The 19195-nt window shown below is 38.5% G+C and carries 14 protein-coding genes and 1 tRNA gene; 6 read left to right on the top strand and 9 right to left on the bottom strand.

The genetic code is table 11. The features are described 5' to 3' along the window. Positions 1-110 precede the first annotated feature (110 nt). On the top strand, positions 111-3002 hold the full coding sequence (locus HDE70_RS10560; RefSeq protein WP_183889906.1) for an AsmA-like C-terminal region-containing protein: 2892 nt from the start codon (positions 111-113) through the stop codon (positions 3000-3002). A gap of 196 nt (positions 3003-3198) precedes the next feature. Further along, positions 3199-3918, top strand: a complete 720-nt coding sequence (locus HDE70_RS10555) for a hypothetical protein (protein WP_183889904.1) — start codon at positions 3199-3201, stop codon at positions 3916-3918. Between the two features lie 5 nt (positions 3919-3923). Here the strand turns inward: HDE70_RS10555 and HDE70_RS10550 are convergent, their stop codons facing one another. From HDE70_RS10550 to HDE70_RS10510, 9 genes are all read right to left on the bottom strand, one after another. Continuing rightward, positions 3924-5063 (bottom strand): sialidase family protein, encoded by a 1140-nt coding sequence (locus HDE70_RS10550; RefSeq protein WP_183889902.1) that lies wholly within the window; start codon positions 5061-5063, stop codon positions 3924-3926. Positions 5064-5193: 130 nt separating this feature from the next. Further along, complete coding sequence (locus tag HDE70_RS10545) at positions 5194-6306, bottom strand: acyltransferase family protein (protein ID WP_183889900.1); 1113 nt, start codon at positions 6304-6306, stop codon at positions 5194-5196. Positions 6307-6506: 200 nt separating this feature from the next. After that, a tRNA-Lys gene (locus HDE70_RS10540) sits at positions 6507-6582 on the bottom strand. 259 nt (positions 6583-6841) lie between these two features. Then, positions 6842-7930 (bottom strand): serine hydrolase domain-containing protein, encoded by a 1089-nt coding sequence (locus HDE70_RS10535; RefSeq protein ID WP_183889898.1) that lies wholly within the window; start codon positions 7928-7930, stop codon positions 6842-6844. 50 nt (positions 7931-7980) lie between these two features. Then, positions 7981-8436, bottom strand: a complete 456-nt coding sequence (locus HDE70_RS10530) for a PaaI family thioesterase (protein ID WP_221270614.1) — start codon at positions 8434-8436, stop codon at positions 7981-7983. A 72-nt stretch (positions 8437-8508) separates the two neighbouring features. Further along, complete coding sequence (locus tag HDE70_RS10525; protein WP_183889896.1) at positions 8509-8892, bottom strand: ABC transporter permease; 384 nt, start codon at positions 8890-8892, stop codon at positions 8509-8511. 18 nt (positions 8893-8910) lie between these two features. Beyond that, on the bottom strand, positions 8911-9180 hold the full coding sequence (locus tag HDE70_RS10520; protein ID WP_183889894.1) for a hypothetical protein: 270 nt from the start codon (positions 9178-9180) through the stop codon (positions 8911-8913). 23 nt (positions 9181-9203) lie between these two features. After that, complete coding sequence (locus HDE70_RS10515) at positions 9204-9827, bottom strand: hypothetical protein (RefSeq protein WP_183889892.1); 624 nt, start codon at positions 9825-9827, stop codon at positions 9204-9206. A gap of 3 nt (positions 9828-9830) precedes the next feature. Then, on the bottom strand, positions 9831-10703 hold the full coding sequence (locus HDE70_RS10510) for an ABC transporter ATP-binding protein (RefSeq protein ID WP_183889890.1): 873 nt from the start codon (positions 10701-10703) through the stop codon (positions 9831-9833). 417 nt (positions 10704-11120) lie between these two features. Here HDE70_RS10510 and HDE70_RS10505 point away from each other — a divergent pair, with 417 nt between their 5' ends. From HDE70_RS10505 to HDE70_RS10490, 4 genes are all read left to right on the top strand, one after another. Continuing rightward, entirely contained in the window at positions 11121-14240 is a 3120-nt protein-coding gene (locus HDE70_RS10505; protein WP_183866911.1) for a SusC/RagA family TonB-linked outer membrane protein, read from the top strand. A 28-nt stretch (positions 14241-14268) separates the two neighbouring features. After that, entirely contained in the window at positions 14269-15921 is a 1653-nt protein-coding gene (locus tag HDE70_RS10500; protein WP_183889888.1) for a RagB/SusD family nutrient uptake outer membrane protein, read from the top strand. Positions 15922-15931: 10 nt separating this feature from the next. Continuing rightward, complete coding sequence (locus tag HDE70_RS10495; RefSeq protein ID WP_183889886.1) at positions 15932-16444, top strand: hypothetical protein; 513 nt, start codon at positions 15932-15934, stop codon at positions 16442-16444. A 68-nt stretch (positions 16445-16512) separates the two neighbouring features. Next, complete coding sequence (locus HDE70_RS10490) at positions 16513-19194, top strand: glycoside hydrolase family 2 TIM barrel-domain containing protein (protein ID WP_221302034.1); 2682 nt, start codon at positions 16513-16515, stop codon at positions 19192-19194. The last annotated feature ends 1 nt before the right edge of the window (position 19195 follow it).

Raw genomic sequence — 19195 nt, 5'->3', positions numbered from 1 at the left:
CTGTAAATTTCGGAATAATTGCTGTCCGCTAAAACTTTAAGCCAGAATTATAGTTTTAGAGCTGTGAATATCTGTAATACCTACTGATAAACCGAAATCATTATAAATGTATGGAGAAGATTAAAAAGCTAGTTTTGAAGACTTTAAAATGGGTTGGGATTTTTGTAGCATCTATATTATTTCTGATGTTTATTATTCCGTTACTGTTCCCTGGAACTATTTCTGAACAGGTAAAGATATTTGCTAATAAACGTCTGGCTGGAAAACTTGATTATAAAAAGGTACATCTTACATTTTTCCGGCATTTTCCCTCTCTTACGGTATCTGTGGATGATTTATTACTTCTGGGATCCAAACCCTTTCAACAGGATACTTTATTGTCAGCCAAAGAAGTGGCAGCGGGAATCAATTTGAAAAATCTGATTTTTGGTGGTGAAGTTAAGATTGATGAAATTTATGTAAATGATGCTTATGCAAATGTTTATGTTAATAGTAAAGGGCAGGCCAATTATAATGTCTACGTTTCCAAACCTGCTAAAGGTCCAAAAGATACTAGTGAAAAAGGTACGTCCATTAAATTGGAGCTGATCAAATTTAAGAACTGGCATATTAAATATAATGACCATGCGGCTAAAATATTAGTGGATGCCAAAGGACTTAATTATATAGGAAAAGGTGGGTTGAGTGAGGATATTTTTGATCTCAAAACTGATCTTAGGATAAATCAATTGGATTTTAGCCTTGACAGGATCTATTATGCAAGACAAAAATCTTTGCGTGCTGACTTAGTTACAAGAATTAATACCAATGCATTAACTTTTGTGCTCAAAAAAAATGAACTAAGAATTAATGATCTCCCGTTAAAATTTACAGGCTTCCTGAGTATCCTTAAGGATGGATATGACCTTGATATCAAAGCTGCTTCAGAGAAGACCACTATTCGTGATATGATTTCTGTACTTCCACCACAATATCTTGAATGGGCGAAGGACACTAAGCTGGAGGGAAATAGCGATCTGTTTTTCAGCTTGAAAGGACAATTTAGTGAACCGAGGAATTTGAAGCCGGATTTTATAGCGCGTTTGCTGGTTAAAGATGGTGTCATTTCCAGTACTAAGGCTCCGGTGCCTATGAAAAATCTGAATGTTGATCTGAATATCGATCTCCCCGCCTTAGATCCGGAAAAATTGGGTGTGGATCTGAAAAAACTGACTTTTGATCTTGGACAGAAAAGCAATTTCAGGGCAGTTGTTAAAACTAAAGGGTTAAGTGAGATGGACGTAAATGCGACTATAAAAGGTGCTGTCAATCTCCAGACACTGGATGACGCATTAGGTTTAAAAGATCTTGAAATCAGAGGCCTGATGAATGCTGATGTTAAGGCAAACGGTATCTTTAGCATGAGTAAAAAATTATTTCCAAAATCCAGTGGATACCTTGATCTGAAGAACGGCTGGTTAAAAACAACAGCTTATCCGAACCCGATAAAGAATATTAATCTTACAGCTAACATCCAGAATACTGATGGAACATTCAGCAGTCTTGGGGTGAAACTTTCTCCTTTCAAATTTGATTTTGAAGGCAATCCTGTATTTGTTGATGCAGATTTACAGAACTTTGAAGATATGCTTTATAAAGTGCGTGCTAAAGGGATATTGAATGTTGGGCGGATCTACCAGGTCTTTTCAAGAAAAGGATTTGATGTTAGTGGATTAATTACGGCAGACCTTTCTTTGAATGGGCGGCAAAGTTATGCGACTACTGGTCAGTACAGCAAACTTGATAATAAAGGTACACTGATCCTGAAAAACATAAAAGCGAATACTGCATATCTGCCAAAGGCATTTTACATTAAAGAAGGTAACTTCGAATTCGAGAATGAAAAAATGTGGTTTAGGAAATTTTACGCCACTTATGGAAAATCTGACTTTTCATTGAACGGTTATTTGTTAAATACCATTAATTATTTTATCGAGCGAAAAGGAACTCTTCACGGAAACTTTGCGTCACATTCCAATTATATCCTGGTTGATGAATTTATGGCGCTGAAGAGTAGTGACAATGCGCATAAATCTTTAGAAGTTGAATATGCGAAAGCCGAAAATCCTAAAAGCAGCGGTGTGGTGATCGTTCCGAAAAATCTGGATGTTTCCTTAGCAGTCAATGCAAAAAAAGTGGGTTTTAAAGGGATAGAAATTAATCAGCTACAGGGGAAGGCTGCTGTAAAGGACGGTCAGATCTTTTTGAAAAATACATTATTCGACCTTATTGGAAGCAGAATGAACATTGATGCCCGTTATAAGGATGAGTCGCCTTTAACAGCCAACTTTGATGTTGCCTTTAAGGTGATGGATTTTAACGTGCAAAGGGCATACAAAGAAATTGACATGGTGCGGGAAATGGCTACCTCTGCAAAGAGCGTGAGTGGAATCGTATCCTTGGATTATAAATTAAAAGGTGATTTTGATCAGAATATGAATCCTATCTATCCTTCTTTAGAGGGTGGAGGTGTTGTAAATCTACGGGATGTAGCAGTGAAAAATTTGAAAATGCTTTCTGTGATCGGTGATAATGTAGGGGCTGACGCTTTTAATAATCCCGATATGAAAGGAGTCAATATAGTAACACATATTAAGGATAATCTGATCCATATTGATGAATTTAAATTTAAGGTTTCTGTACTCAGACCTTCTATCAGTGGAACTACGAGTTTTAATGGATTACTGGATATCCTGGTAAAAGTAGGACTGCCGCCTGCTGGCTGGATCGGTATTCCGGTGGCAGTAACAGGTACAAGTGATAAGCCTAAAATCAAGTTTTTCAGCAGGACGGGGCAGGGAATTTTAACTGCGGTTTATAACAGGAAAATTAATAAAGTAATCCGGGAAGAGAAACGTGATCAAAAGAAATCCGGAGGAGAGCAGCGCAAAGAGAAAAGACTACAGGAAAAGAAAGCTAAAAATGCAGAGAAGCAAGTAGATAAAGACGTTAAGAAAAAATAGCATAAGTTGTTTTCAGAGTCATTTTTTTGATAAAGCCTATGCTAAAATGTTTTATTTTTCAAAATATGAAATCATTAAATAATTTATTTAAAATACAATTTCTTTTTTAGAAATAATTTAATACATTTATTGGTGCAACTATTTCATACCATAGTTTTCAATGTTGCTTAATGATTTTTAATCACAAGTCTGATACATGGAAAATTTACATGAGGAAATAAAAATTCTGAAACGTATTAAGGAAAGGCTGGATAAGCTGATGTGTGACAGGGCGACCCCAGTTGAAATCAGGTCTAATTCAGTATATGAATGTATAGTTAAAGATGAGCATCTTAGAAGATTATTTCGTAATCAAACTATGTTTAATCAGTTTTTGAGAAGACAGCATAATAATGATATTTTAAAACAGATTATCCCCAATTATAGAGTTGATACTTCAACCTACATACATTATCAATGGTACTTTTTCAAGGAAATAAATAAGGCTGTGGAAAAGGGAAAAGGCGTTGAAACCTTTGGCAGCAGGCTGACTTACAAAAAGAATGACTTGAAAGTCATTGCTTCAGACGGGACTAAATTCAGGTCCAATCAGGAAAAGATAATTTATGAGAATTTATTAAAATGTAATTACCTGACCATTGAATATGAATTCAGAATTTTAATTAATGGAGAAAAAAGGTTTGTTGATTTTAAAATTTTGAACCGGTTAACTGAGCAAACATATTTCTGGGAGCATTTTGGAGTGACAAATTCTTCTGAATATTCAGATTCCATGACAGAAAGAATTGCATGGTATAAAAAAAATGATTTTAATTCAGTAGAGGATGGTGGAACTATCATTTTTACAATTTATTCGGGATGGAAGGAATTTCAGAGAGACATTGATAGCTATGTAAAGCTTATTTCATCACGTTAAAATATTTATTTCTTACTAATCATTTTTCTCTCATTAAACACTTTCACCATAGCGGCGTCGTAATCTTCCGATAATATATCCTTTTCTGTAAAGACAGTCATGATGATCTGCTGATCCAAAGTCCGGTTGTAATCATAGGTCACATAAATCTTGCCATCTGCTGCCTGTTGTGCATCCGGATAGGAAACACCAGCCCTTTCATCAATCAGCAATCCTCTTGACCAGGTTTTACCATCATCTTTAGAAATAAAGGCCATTAAATGTGACCGGCCTGTTTTTACTGCTATCGGGCCATGTTTTATCAGCAATAAATTTCCCGAATTCAGCCTGCGGATGAAAAACCTTGAACTGGTATGAAGGAGGGCTGAGGGCTTTGCGACAGACCAGCTTTTACCTTTGTCTTTGGAGAAACTTTCAGCTATTCCATATCTGGTTCTGAGCAGCATCCATAGTGATCCGTCTTTACGCTCTACTAACATGTGCTCATCAAATTCTCTATCAGCTTCAGGGACATTACAGGCTCCTTTTACAGTCCAGTTTGCTCCTTTATCGGTAGACACAACCACTTTTGCACTCTCATCAGTTAACCTCCAGGTAGATACTGGCAAAAGCCATTCGCCTGTCGACAAAACCGTTGGTTTACACATCATTATTCCGTCGGAAAGCCTTTTTGCCGAAGTCCAGACCGGATTTTCGGAATCCGGATCATTAGCAGTCATCGCCCACACTCCGGCTACAGAACCTTCCAGGCCTATTGTCTGTGCCCAGAACAGCCAGAGTTTACCAGCCGGATCTATCCAGATCTCCGGGTCATATGCCCTGACAGGCCCTTTTTCATCAGGATCCACCACCAGTATTTCCTTCCATGTAACTCCCTGATCTTTACTGGTAGCCAGTACTACATAGTTGTTTGCATCTTCACCTGATGTCATACCAGCGTACCAGGTGGCCCATAAAGTGCCATTCGAGGTGACAGTAATACTTGGAATTCCTGAGAATTTCCGGCTATGCTCAGCATATTTGTAAAAATTACCGGGATCATTGATAACTTTCGGCGCATTCCTAAAGGCCTGATTCTCCTGTGCGGATAATCGTTCAGTACAACATAAAATCAATAATAACAATGAGAGAAGAGTCAGTTTCATAAGTGTAATTTGATGGCCTGTGTTTTCTGATAAAATAAAGAAATGAAAATTTACGAATTTTAATGTTATGTTTTTCTTCTTCAAGGAAAAAAACAACATTAATCAATCATTTTTGTTTTATTTTCCTGGCTTATCCAAGTTTTTTTCTCAGCCATTTGCGAACTGGCTCATCATACCATTTCAAACTGGCATACGCCAAAACAATACCACCTATCAAGATCAATAGCGCAAAGGGCCATACCTGCACGATAGTCACGCCTTTATGATTGCTGATCCAGGCAACGTAAAAATATACCAGAGGATAGTGTACCAGGTAAAGAGGATAGGAGATATCACCTAAGAATTTGCATATTCTGCGTTCAGCCTGGGTATGTACTACGCCGCTAGCACCCAGATAAACAATGAGCGGAAAAATAATGATTATAGATACAGATTCATAGATCCCATTCATCCAAACATGCTCAGCGCCGCCTATGCGTGGCATATATAAGACAAGGGCGATCATGAGGCTGCACCATAAAAAGGCGTGTTTAATACGGGTGGGTTTAGCTATCCTTGATAGCAGCAGGCCTGCAAAGAAAGGATACATGGTCCGGGTAATACCGATAAATACCTGTTCCGGATTTAGTGTCCAACCGCCGCTAACATCTCCGTTGGGGTTAGTAATGGCCAAATGGGCAAGCGCTATAGCTGCGATCAACACAAAAATACCCAGCACTGTTTTTGAGAACTTCCGGACACCAATGGCGTACAGGATATTGGCAACGTATTCAAAGAACAACGACCAGCCTACGCTATTGAGTGGATGCATTTCTTGCCAACCTCGTATATCCAGTGATAAGGGAACAGGCAGAACAGTATAACCGATGAGCATTACCAACAGCATTTTCCATAGGGGAATGGTATGAATGAGCGGCCAGATCGTTGAATCTGTAAAATAGAATCCGATTGCCCCGAGGCTCATTCCTAACACCACCATTGGTTGAAGCCGTTCGATCCGGCGCTTAAAGAAAGTGCCGATGGTCATTTTATGCCAGCGGTCGTCATAAGCATAACCGATCACAAAACCCGACAACAGGAAGAAAAAGTCAACGGCCAGATAACCGTGATTGACCAGAATATCCAGATGCCCGGTTCCCAGCGGCTCTGTCAGGTGAAAAGTTACTACGATAATAGCTGCGACGCCACGTAATCCATCCAATATCGGATAATGCGGCTTTGCAGAAAGGTTATTATTGCTCATTGATAACTTGCTGTTAATGGATTTTTAAAATTAAATAAATAACTTATCTGAATTCGACCGAATAGTATCAAAATCCAGACAAATAGTCTCATTTTTATTAGTATTTATATGGAAATCGTTATCGGTTTTGAAATTGCCGGAAAAGCAAAACCCCCATCAAACAATTGTTTGATGGGGGTTTGAAATTTTGATTTAAAATCTGGTGATCCCGCTGGGATTCGAACCCAGGACCACTACATTAAAAGTGTAATGCTCTACCAGCTGAGCTACGGAATCATCATTCTTTTCAGAATAATACTGGAAGCGTTTCCGTTTTCAGTGATGCAAAAGTATCATTTTAATTTGAATAAATACGTTTTAAGTGATAATAAAGCAGGATATTTTGGTTTTTGCTGCTAAAGTGTTGAATTCTAGTTATAATAATTTTCATCATTTTATATCTCTGATCTGTAAAATCGGGATTATTTATCCAATATCCCGTTAATTTGTCCTTAAACGAAGAAAAAAGGGCATTTGATTCTTTAAAAATACTTATCTATTGCCCTAAATAAGCAGAAATAACACTTAACCGCATTTTGTTCAACTCCACCGTATTTGTATTCGATAATAAAATAAAAGTTAATCCCTGATCAATCAAGTGTACCCAGTTCGCATTATGTCCATATCCGGCGCCCTGTCTTTCTGCGAACAGCGTATTAATCTTGCCAAACTTCTTTGGGTAGACCCAAAAGCCAATCGCCACAAAGCCAAGGTTCTCGTAAGGAGTAAGCATCAAATCAACCGTTTCTTTTTTGAGAATCGTATGGTTAAATATCGCCTGGTCAAAAATCAATAGATCCTTCGGTGTAGAATACATCGCCCCGGCAGAAAAATGATTATCTATATAATGATTAGTCGGCATATGAATTTTAGTGGTGTCCTGACCATCATTAGCATAACCTTCGTCAATATTAACAATGATATCATTATGGTGCAAGTAATCAGTCTGCTCCATATGAAGAGGTCTTAATATCTTTTCCCTCAAAACCTCCTCATAAGGTTTCTTATATATATTTTCAATGATCTTACCCAGGATAATATAATCCCCATTGCTGTAATTAAACTTAGTGCCTGGTGTGTCGATCAACTTTTCAGAGCAAAACTTCTTGATAAACTCATCAACAGACCAGATATCATTACTATAAGCTTCAAAAAGATCCCTCATCTCTTTAATATCTCTTCCACTGCTATAAGTCAGAAGATTCCGTATCGTAGCCTTTTTTGCCGCTTCACCTTTATATTCCGGATAATACGCAGCTATTGTAGAATCAAGATTAATTTTTCCCTGTTCATATAATTGCATAATTAAAACCGCAGTAAAGGTTTTGGTTACAGAGAATATCTTAAACCTCGTTTTTTCTGAAAATTTAATATCATAATGCCGGTTTGCGATTCCGGTATATCTCAGATATTCAATTTTTCCATTCTTTGCAATCAGTACCGCTCCATTGAAATTCTTTTGAATACAAGAATCAAGAACATGATCTACACGTCGGGAATACGCTGCAACTTTACTCACAGGAGTCTGTGCCTTTAAAGAAATGATGGTAAATAATAATACACAGCAGGAGAGGAGACTTCGCATAAAGAAAAGATTAAACTTCAATTTACAAACAGATCACCAAATTGATCCTATTATGCTCCATTTATTTTGTGATCGGTCTTTAGTGCATTAGAATAACCCCTGGCCAGAAGCCTGTCTTTTTTAAGATTCCATAATTCAAACTGAACATTGATGATCTGCTGACCAGCCTTAATAACCATTGTTTTTCCAGTAACCACATCTCCGGCTTTTGCTGTAGAAAAATAATCTATGACGTTATTGATCGTCGTATAAAAATATTCTCTCCCCAAACTAATAATGGTGGCACCGATCATATCGTCCATAATAGCAGCAGTTACCCCGCCATGCAATGTGCCTATCGGATTGGTCATTTCCTGTCTGACTGTGTATTCAAAAGTCATACTTCCATGTTCTATTTCGCGTACTATAGGCGCAAGCCATAGCATAAAAGCCGACGGAGAATTTGTAACTGTTTTTCCAAGCTGATCGATCAGGCCCTGCCTGATCTGAGTGGTATCGTTTTTCATATAAACCTTCTTTTGAGATTTAAATATACCAATTGGTATTATGATACTGACTCATTATTTTAAAAAATAATATTACTTATGTTTCAGTGCATCAATTGTATTGGCAACAGCTGCTTGATAAGAACGGATACTAACCGTTATCAAAGTAATCAACATGGAAATAAAGAACGCGAGCGCAAAAGGCCACATCCCTAATTCAACGCGGTAAGCAAAACCAGATAACCATTTTGAAACCAATAGGTAAGCTAATGGCCATGCAACCAGATTAGCCAGAAAAACCATCAGTAAAAATGAACCATTGAGCATCTTTACCAATTCAAAAGTTGATGCCCCCAATACTTTTCTGATCGCTACTTCTTTGGTGCGCTGAGTAGCTACAAAAGAAATTAATCCGAATAACCCTATGAAAGATATAAATATAATGACCCCGGCAAAAAACCGGAATAATATGGCCATGATCTTTTCATTAACAACCTAGCCATTCACGGTATCACTACTTAAAAATGCTTTTCCCGCTATTAGTTTCAGATCAAATACTTTAAAATAATCAGCATCTGCTGAAGAACTTCTAAGTTCGAAATCGTTGTTCTTCTGGCCATTGAAAGAGAAACTCGTTGTACTCATTTCATTGGATAGTGGCGGGCGCTGACAATAACTAAAGCTTTGGACACCATTTATTTGCAAAGCTCTTTCTTTAAAAGTTTTGTATTTGCTGTGCGCTATACTATCAGCAGGTATATACATAATCGCAATTGCTAAAAAAAATCCTATAAATGCCTTGATTGATAGTTTCTAACCATAAAACTGATCAATAAAGCAGTCATATTTAACCCTGTTAATATTAAAGTATAACCTATCCTGTTATCATGAGACATGCTGCCCAGGTAATCAATAAACGTCAGCTTGTTCACGACCGCATAGGAGAGCATAAAAAATATAATTTCATACAGTTTTTTACCACCTGTTATAATTCCCATACATACAGCTAAGGAAATGATTAATATCGCTCCATTTATAATATTAACAATCGAATATACATCCCCTGCAATTGCATATCTTAAAATTACCGGTAATGCGAGCACAATTGCTAACAACACACCAGACAGAATTTGTGCCGGTAAGATCCTGAATAAAGGCCTGTAAGCTGCAAAAGTGAAATAATGCACCCTGTTTGTTTTCTCCTTAGTCGTCAGATCTGACCAGCGCGTAACCTGTAAAAACCATAAAACCGGCAGTAAGTAAGCATGTGCGATAGTTAAAGGAGCAAAGCACATGGCTATCCATAAACCCATATTAACCATATACACCGTAAAAACCAGTGTGATCAGAAAAGAATAACTACGTGTACGTTGTAAATAATCGGCTTGCAGGAGATTGTAGAAATATTTCACAGGCTAAACGTGGCTTTGAGTTAAAAATAAATAGGCATCCTCTAAACCAACTTTAACAGGAGTGGAGAAAGGCGCAATCGCGTTCAGCTCACTAATATAGCGTACACGTACCTGGTCAGTCTGTCTGGCCGTATCAATCACGCTGTATTTACTTTTAAATGCAGCGAGCGAAACCGGTTCAATAAGAACCTCAAAAATCTTATTTTCTGCATATTTTATAATATCCGGCTGGCTGCCTTTTGTGATTAACTTTCCGCCCTGCATTACAGCAACCTCATCTGCAATAGTCTCAATATCTGAAACGATGTGTGAAGAAAGGATAATAATACAATCATCTGCCAGTTCTGTAATCAACTGGCGAAACCTTACCCGTTCTTCGGGATCAAGCCCTACAGTAGGTTCATCGAAGATAAGTATCTTAGGATCATTTAATAAGGCCTGAGCAATACCGATGCGCTGTTTCATACCACCAGAATAAGTTCCAATTGGCCTTTTTGCATCAGCCATCAGATTAACACCTTCCAGTAACATTTCAATCCGCTGAGTTAAACCCCGGCCACCGACACCTTTCATTGCGGCTATATATTTTAGAAATTCATAAGCATTAAGATTAGGATAGACGCCAAAATCCTGAGGCAGATAACCAAGGATTTTTCGAATATTGTCTGGGTTTTTGACAATATCCACACCATCTAAAAACAAAGTACCCTGTGTAGGCTTACTGATTGTTGATATAATTTTCATCAGTGTAGACTTACCTGCTCCGTTTGGCCCAAGCAAACCCAGGATTCCATTTTCGAGCGTAATGGAATAGTCTGTAAGCCCTGTTTTATGTTTGTTGTATTTCTTTGTGAGATTTTTAATTTCCAGTACCATGCGTTAATTTATATAAATAAGACGGTAGAGGGCTGTCTGAAGTTACATCCTTTGAAAAATAAATAAAAGCGTCTTAAATCTATTATAACACCTTTTCAGGCACAAATCAATTTATCCGGCTCATTAGAATCAAATTATTTCAAACGCTTGAAATGATGAAAAAGCGGCCTTTAGCCCGTTTTTGCCGATTTAGCTTAAACCATTTAAGATGTTGTTGTTTAATTTCAATTCCTAATCAAACTAAAAACCAAATATAATATGACGTTTTCCCTAAACCTCTCTCCGGGATGCCTGCATCCCTATGTATCGTCCATTAACGCTCCAATTAATCAAGCCCTTCCTGTATAAGTAAATCAATAGTCTTTCCAATTTCAAAAATTGGGTTAAACAAGCAAATCAACCAAATATTTAAAAATTATGGATAAACTTTACAGCTATTTTCTTTGTATCTCCCTGTGCTGCTGCCTTTCCCTCACTGCCGGCGCACAACAAAAGATAACAGGAACAGTAAAAGACATTCAAGGCTTACCTTTACCCGGTGTGAGTGTCAAAATTAAAAATACCACGATTGGCTCATTCACCAATGCGAATGGTCAGTACAGTATCTCATCAGCCACTCCAAATGGCGTAATTATTTTCAGTTTTGTAGGCTATCTTCCTAAAGAACTTTCCTTTAATGGGAAATCATCAGTCAATGTAATTTTAGACGAAGACGCGCAAGGACTTAATGAGGTCGTTGTAATTGGTTATGGCACACAGAAAAAAGTAAACCTTACCGGTTCTGTAGCACAGATCAGCGGAGATGTATTAACAAACCGGCCAGTTCCAAATGCAATTGCCGCACTTCAGGGGATTTCGCCAGGAGTGACTATTACCAGGAATAGTGGTAAACCGGGGGCTGAAAGCTATGGCTTGCGCATTCGTGGTTTTTCTTCTGCCAATGATACTAAAGCTTTAGTATTAGTAGATGGAGTAGAAATGGATCTTGCCCTGGTGAATCCCGATGACATTGAAAACATATCCGTTTTAAAAGATGCAGCGGCGGCTTCTATTTATGGAGCAAGAGCTGCCGGCGGTGTAGTTTTAGTGACTACTAAAAAATCTACAAGTGGTAAAACAAGAATTAACTTCAGTAACAATTACAGTCTGAATATTACTGCCAGACAACCCAAACGATTAAACTCCTGGGATGAACAAGCACTGATTGATGAAGCCAGGTTTAATGCAACAGGAGCGAAGGAATTTACAGATGAGCAAGTAGAATGGCTTAAAAATCCAAACTTTAACTACAGACCAAGCTTAACCGCAGATCGCTGGGATTATTACGCAAATACAGACTGGATTAAAGAAGGAATGGATAAGGTGAATGCCTCACAGAACTATGCGCTTTCTGTAGGTGGCGGAAAACAAGAATTAAATTACCTGTTATCCGGATCTTATTTTAAACGTGACGGTGTGTTGCGCTATGGCCCTGATGATAATTCAAGACAGAATTTAAGGCTATCAGTAAACTCACAAGTCAATAAATATGTAAGTGTAGGTTTGATTGCAGGTTATGTAAATTCAACAATCCATGAAAACTCTTACGATTCAGGTAACATTATAGACTTATTATACCGTATACGGACAAGACAACCCGTTTTTACACCAGCCGAAGACGTAACAGGTCAACAATATAATGGTGATTTACAATTGAACCCTATTGATATAGAGAAAAATGCAGGTGTTAAAACCAGCAGTTACGAAAGCTTTACAGGGAAAATCAGTTTAAACATTAAAAACGTGGTTAAAGGACTGGCATTCGATGTATCTGCTTCCAGAAATCAGGATATGTATAACTTAAGATCAGAGAAAAGAACATTAATCTGGTACGGTAAGAGTACAAATACGATTAGAAACTCTATCAATACGCCAAATCAGCTTGATGTGACCAAGAATAAAGGTTACCAGGATAACCTGACAGGTCAGTTTACTTACGACTTGCAGCTGGCTGATAAACATAACTTTAAATTACTTGCTGGTGCTTCATTTGAACAATACCGTAAGGATGAAATTTCGGCAAGTGCAACCAATATGGTGAGTAATGATTTCTTTAGTTTGAATTTTGGAGATCCTGCAAATAAAACGAATAGTGATAAAATCGAAACCTGGGCAATTGGTTCTCTTTTCGGCAGATTAAATTATAACTATGATGGGAAATATCTCCTGGAAGCTGTAGTACGCCGTGACGGTAGTTCTCGTCTGGCTCCGGATAACCGCTTCCAGATCTTCCCTGCATTCTCAGCAGGATGGCGCATCAGTGAAGAACCATTCTTTAAAAATAATGTGCGCTTTGTAGATAACCTGAAGATACGCGGATCATGGGGACAGCAAGGAAACGGTTCTGTATTAGGTCTGTATGATTATATTTCTTTAATCACCAGTGGACTTACTATCACCGATCAGCCAAACCTGGTTTTTAACGGGACAAAAGCGCAGTATTTGTTTCAAAAAGACTTAGCATCCAGAAATAAAACATGGGAAACCGTAGAATCAAGTAATATTGGTATTGATGCCAGCTTATTTAAAAACAGGTTAACCATTACTGCTGAATACTATCAAAAGTATAATAAGAATATGTTAGCGACTTTAAACCTGCCAAGCATTATTGGAGTAGGTATTCCAAGCAGTAATGTAGGTGAATTAAAAAGCTGGGGTTCAGAACTGGAAGTGAAATGGAGGGACATCTTTAAAAATGGTGATTACCATATTGGCTTCAGCATTGCTGACAATCAAAATAAGCTGACTAAATATGACGGTAAAAACTCTATTGGTTCGGGAGGCAGAGTTGGCTTGTTACAAGGATATCCTTTAAACAGTCTCTGGGGATATAAAACTGATGGCTATTTCCAGACTCAGGCAGAAGCAGATGCTTATAAAACTAAAGTGAAATATCCTTTTTTTGCCAGCCCGGGGCCAGGTGATGTGAAATACAAAGACCTGGACGGCAGTGGGGTGATTGATGCAGGTGGAGGTACACCAGAAAAACCGGGAGATTTAGTTTACTTAGGTAATACCAATCCAAGATATACTTTCGGAATAGACTTAGGCGGAAGCTGGAAAAGATTTGATTTCTCTGTGTTTTTCCAGGGTGTGCTGAAACGTTCCTTCTTCATTGAAGAGAACACATTGTCGCCAATTCTTGGAACTTCAAACATGCCATGGACTATACATCAGGATCACTGGACACCAGATAATCCGGATGCCTTTTTCCCACGCATGTATCAAACAAGTGCGCATAATTTCAGGCCTTCTGATAAATGGGTTCAGAATGGAAATTATATCCGCCTGAAAACTGTTCAGCTGGGCTATAATTTTAAAGTGAACAGGAAATATATTCAGAACCTTAAAGTGTACTTCTCCGGACAGGATTTATTTGAAAGAACGAAAGTGCTGAGTGTATTTGATCCTGAACTGGGAGATAACGACAAAAATGTAAATGCGTCAACTTATCCTTTCTATCGTTCGGTATCATTTGGAGTAAATATCACTTTATAAAGGAATTATCATTAAATAAAACGTAGAGATGAGAAAATATAACATACTAATCTTTGTTCTGATGGTTACGTTACTTAACCTGAGCTGTAAAAAGCTGGACAGATTACCAGAAACATCTTTCACAGATGATCAGTTCTGGAACACTGAAAATGATTTAATAAATGCATCAAACAGAATGTATGAGCAACTGATTGGTTATACTGTAGACAATCGTGGGGACGATAACGTGAATCAGTCTGGTTTAAACGTGATCAGTAACGGTAACCGTGGCGTTGCAGGTACAAGTGATGACTGGACAGTTCCGTACAGACAGATTTTTACGGCAAATAATATCCTGGAGAAAGCAGGGAAAGCACAAGTTACCGATGCAGTTAAAAACAGATATTTTGCAGAGGCTCGTTTTTTCAGGGCCTATGCTTATGCGGCTTTAGTGCAAAAGTACGGAGATGTGCCTTTGCTGCTGAAAACGCTGACTATAGAGTCTCCGGAATTAACTATGCCACGTACAGAACGTGCTAAGGTTGTACAATCCATTTATGATGACCTTGATTACGCAGCACTTTGGTTACCAACCAGAGCTGCATTACCAGCTGCTCAATATGGCAGAGTGACTAAAAGTGCAGCATGGGCTTTAAAAGCAAGAGTTGCACTGGACGAAGGTACAAGAGGTAAGTTCTTTAACACCCCGAATTATCAGCAAAACCTTCAGCTTGCCGTACAAGCGGCAACCTCAGTAATGGGGCAGGGGCATACCCTTTTTGCCAATTACCAGGGCATGTTTACCCATGATGGAGAAGGAGCAGGCAATACAGAGAATGTTTTTGTAAAACTATACGGTTTAACTGCCGCATTGGGTTTAACACATAATACCTCGCGCGATCTGGAAAACGGAAGAATTGCACCTACGCGTAATTTAATCCGCATGTTCTTGTATAAAGATGGTTTACCAGCTTACAATACAGACAATACGCCATCTGCTAAAAAATCTGCCTTTTTTGTGAATGAAAAAGACGAAGTAAGTTATAATACGGTTCTGGATAACAGAGACCCAAGGATTACCACTTTAGTTTACAGAAGTGGCGAACAATCTTATCAGAGAGCCTGGGTGCCGGGAACTTCCTTAGGAACAAGATCTGCTTTTGCTGGAAAAAAGGGATTTAATTCGGCCGATTGGACAACGAATAATAACGCAACTGTTCATAAACCACTTATTCGCTATGCGGAAGTCTTATTGATTTATGCAGAAGCAAAGTACGAAATGGATGGCGCTATCAGCGACGCTGATTTAAACTTAACCGTGAATGCCTTAAGAACCAGAGCAGGCTTACCAGTCAAATTAACCAATGCTTTTGTAACCACTAATAACCTGAGCATGCGCGAAGAAATCAGGAGAGAAAGAACAGTAGAACTTTGCCTGGAAGGTTTCCGTTACACAGATTTATTGCGCTGGAAAATTGCAGAAACGGTATTACCGCAAACTTTGCTGGGTGCCAAATATAACGTTACGGAGTGGGTAGGAACTACTGCTGCCTCTTTGAATCTGAATGCCGATAAAATTTTAGTCGTAGAAGATGCGAGTAAAAGAACTTTCGATCCGAAAAGGGATTACTTATATCCCGTTCCATTGCAGGAAATATCATTGAGCGGAAATAATGTAGTACAAAATCCAGGTTGGAATTAATCTTAAAAAAATGAATAGAACAATTATATATTTAACCGCTTTTGCACTTGTTTTTACAGCCTGTAAAAAGGACGGCGATAATTCGAAGAAAGGTCTGGCGGAATATGAGAATTATTACTACGCCGGGTTTCTGCCCTGGAATAATACAGGTACAGAATCGGTACTCCGCACACAAACTAAATTAGTGAAGTTTCCGGTTCAGTTTTATTCCGCTTATGTGCGTGATTACGATGCAGCAGCCCAATATACTTTTGTAACTAAAGGAATTACAAATCCTGCGGTTGCAGGACAGGACTTTACCGTGGTTGATAAAAATGGGAATGCAATTACAGCAGTAAATGCGATATATTCACTTAATTTTCCGCAGGCGAAAGCATTGGTTGATACCATCTATATCAAGATATTGAACAGTACAGTTGCCGGAACAAGGAAGATAGAACTTGACCTGATCAAAAATACGAATGAAAAATATACCGTAGGGACCTTTAAGCAATCCTATATACGCTTTTTGGAAATAAAATAAATGTACATCCCGGGTTAGCAACAGACTAATCCGGGATTAATAATGAATTGTAATTTAAACCCTGAATTTTGAAATATACTTGCCGACACCTCATCACACTGCTGATACCCTGCGTTTTATTAGGCGCATCTACTACCTATGCCCAAAATAAACCAGTTAAACTGATTAGTTTAAACGATCAGTGGAAGTTCAGTAAAGACCAGCCAGGCGGTCAAAGCCCTTCTTTGGATCTAAGCTGGCAAACCGTTAGCATTCCACATAGCTGGAATACCACAGATATAATGGATGATGAACCTGGTTATTATCGGGGTACAGGCTGGTATAAAAGGAAACTCAAACTCGATGCCGGCGTAAAAAACAAAGAAGTTTCCCTTACTTTTAATGGCGTAAATCAGGAAACTGAAGTTTATGTGAACGGAAAACTGGCAGGAAGCCATATCGGTGGCTATACCAGGTTTGTTGTTCCTGTAAGCCGTTTTCTGAATTATAAAGATGATGAAGTACAAGTCAAAGTAACGAATCGTTTTAACGAAGACATTGCCCCTTTAACCGCTGATTTTACCTTTTTTGGAGGTATTTACCGGAATGTTAACCTGATGATCACAGAACCGGTTCATTTTTCCAAAAATGATCATGGCAGCAGTGCTGGTGTTTATCTGACAACGCCTGATGTTTCCAAAGAAACGGCTAGTTTAAAAGCGAAAAGCTTAATTGAGAATGCTTCGGCAGAAGAAATTAAAGTTCAGGTAAATACCACTTTAGCAGATGCTGATGGTATGGTTGTGGCCACAAATATAACTACGCTAAAAGTGCCTGCAAATCAGACTAGCGCCCTTGTACAAGACTTTAAAAACATTAAAAATCCTCAGCTCTGGTCTCCGGAAAAACCATACCTGTACCGGGTGATTACGCAGCTTATTGATGTTAAAACTAAAGCTGTTTTAGACCAGGTAGCTAATCCATTAGGTTTTCGCTGGTTTAAGTTTGAAGCTGAAAAAGGGTTTTCCCTTAACGGAGAGCCTCTTAAATTAATAGGAGCGAGTCGTCATCAGGACTATAAAGATATGGGAAATGCTGTTCCTGATGCTTTACAAATCAGAGACGTGGAGCTGTTGAAAAAAATGGGAGGGAACTTTCTAAGAGTTTCCCATTATCCTCAGGATCCGCAGATACTGGAAGCCTGTGACCGTTTGGGGATTCTGGCTTCAGTAGAAATTCCGGTTGTCAATACCATTACCGAGTCGGCGGCTTTTACAGAAAACTGCAAAAATATGCAGGTAGAGATGATCCGTCAAAACTTCAACCATCCAAGTGTAGTGATCTGGGCCTATATGAATGAGATTTTACTGCGTCCTAAGTTTGCAGATGACAAACCCAGGCAAGCAGTTTATTTCAAGCACATCGTAACCCTTGCACAGACACTGGATAGCTTAACGAGAAAAGAAGACCCCTCAAGATATACTATGATTGCAAATCATGGTTCTTTTGATAGCTATCATAAAATAGGTTTAACTAAAATTCCAATGATCGTGGGCTGGAACCTTTATTCTGGCTGGTATTCAGGTAATATTGAAGATTTCGGTAAGTTTTTAGATCGCCATCATCAGGAATTGGCCGATAAACCCATGCTGGTAACTGAATACGGTGCAGATGCAGATCCGCGTATCCGTTCCTTTTCACCTGTCAGGTTCGATAAAAGCGTTGAGTATGCTATCAAATTTAACCAGGTTTATTTAAATGATATTATCAAAAGACCTTTTGTAAGTGGTGCCATGGTTTGGAACCTGGCCGATTTTAACTCTGAAACCCGCGAAGAAACCATGCCTCATATTAACAATAAAGGACTGCTGACTTTAGGAAGGGAACCCAAAGATATTTACCTGCTTTATCAGGCTTATTTGCTGAATACGCCATTTCTTAAAATAGCTTCTAGAACATGGAAAATCAGAACTGGAACCGCCGATTCTTCCAAATCATTTGCTACCCAGCCCGTACAGGTTACCACAAATCAGAAAACCGCAGAACTATTTATCAATGGTCAGAGTTTAGGCGTAAAAAGCGCAGCAGATCATGTTTGTTCATGGGAAGTTCCATTTGTCAACGGTTTAAATCAATTGAAAGTAACCTCAGCAGCTCACAGTGACGAACTGGATGTAGATTTTACCTTGCAACCCTTTAAATTCTCAGATCGTCAGGTCCCATTTAAAGAAATGAATATCCTTTTGGGGTCCAGACGCTTTTATATCGATGAAACAACACATCAAATCTGGATGCCAGATCAGCCTTATAAAAAAGGCAGCTGGGGATACATAGGTGGTGAAGCATTCAAAGGAACCAATAACAGGATGTCTTATGGAAGTGATAAGAATATTCTGGAAACTGATAACGACCCGGTTTATCAAACTCAGCAGGTTGGAATTAAACAGTTCAAATTAGACGTACCTGATGGTGAATATGAGCTTTCTCTGTACTTCGCGGAGCTTATTGGTGGGGTAACTAAAGAGGCTTTGGCTTATAACTTAGATAATAATCATCAAACCGAAGTGGTCAGACAGCGCATCTTTAATGTAAGCATTAATGGAGAAAACTTTTTGGAAAACCTGAACCTTGCAGCAGATTATGGCTATACGACCGCTGTAAAGAAAAGGACCAGGATTACTGTACAAGGTGGAAAAGGAATCACTTTAGATTTTAAGACAATAGAAGGTATACCAGTATTAAATGCTTTAGGGCTTAGAAAAATATATTAAT

Source organism: Pedobacter cryoconitis (assembly GCF_014200595.1).
GTDB classification, from domain to species: Bacteria; Bacteroidota; Bacteroidia; order Sphingobacteriales; family Sphingobacteriaceae; genus Pedobacter; species Pedobacter cryoconitis_C.
This window is presented reverse-complemented; position numbering and strand designations above follow the sequence as displayed.

Bases quoted from the DNA above. Each gene is read 5' to 3' on its own strand.
- HDE70_RS10520 (WP_183889894.1), bottom strand. From the start codon at position 9,180: ATGTATATACCTGCTGATAGTATAGCGCACAGCAAATACAAAACTTTT.
- HDE70_RS10510 (WP_183889890.1), bottom strand. From the start codon at position 10,703: ATGGTACTGGAAATTAAAAATCTCACAAAGAAATACAACAAACATAAA.
- HDE70_RS10500 (WP_183889888.1), top strand. From the start codon at position 14,269: ATGAGAAAATATAACATACTAATCTTTGTTCTGATGGTTACGTTACTT.
- HDE70_RS10525 (WP_183889896.1), bottom strand. From the start codon at position 8,892: ATGGCCATATTATTCCGGTTTTTTGCCGGGGTCATTATATTTATATCT.
- HDE70_RS10555 (WP_183889904.1), top strand. From the start codon at position 3,199: ATGGAAAATTTACATGAGGAAATAAAAATTCTGAAACGTATTAAGGAA.
- HDE70_RS10550 (WP_183889902.1), bottom strand. From the start codon at position 5,063: ATGAAACTGACTCTTCTCTCATTGTTATTATTGATTTTATGTTGTACT.
- HDE70_RS10495 (WP_183889886.1), top strand. From the start codon at position 15,932: ATGAATAGAACAATTATATATTTAACCGCTTTTGCACTTGTTTTTACA.
- HDE70_RS10505 (WP_183866911.1), top strand. From the start codon at position 11,121: ATGGATAAACTTTACAGCTATTTTCTTTGTATCTCCCTGTGCTGCTGC.
- HDE70_RS10560 (WP_183889906.1), top strand. From the start codon at position 111: ATGGAGAAGATTAAAAAGCTAGTTTTGAAGACTTTAAAATGGGTTGGG.
- HDE70_RS10530 (WP_221270614.1), bottom strand. From the start codon at position 8,436: ATGAAAAACGATACCACTCAGATCAGGCAGGGCCTGATCGATCAGCTT.
- HDE70_RS10535 (WP_183889898.1), bottom strand. From the start codon at position 7,930: ATGCGAAGTCTCCTCTCCTGCTGTGTATTATTATTTACCATCATTTCT.
- HDE70_RS10545 (WP_183889900.1), bottom strand. From the start codon at position 6,306: ATGAGCAATAATAACCTTTCTGCAAAGCCGCATTATCCGATATTGGAT.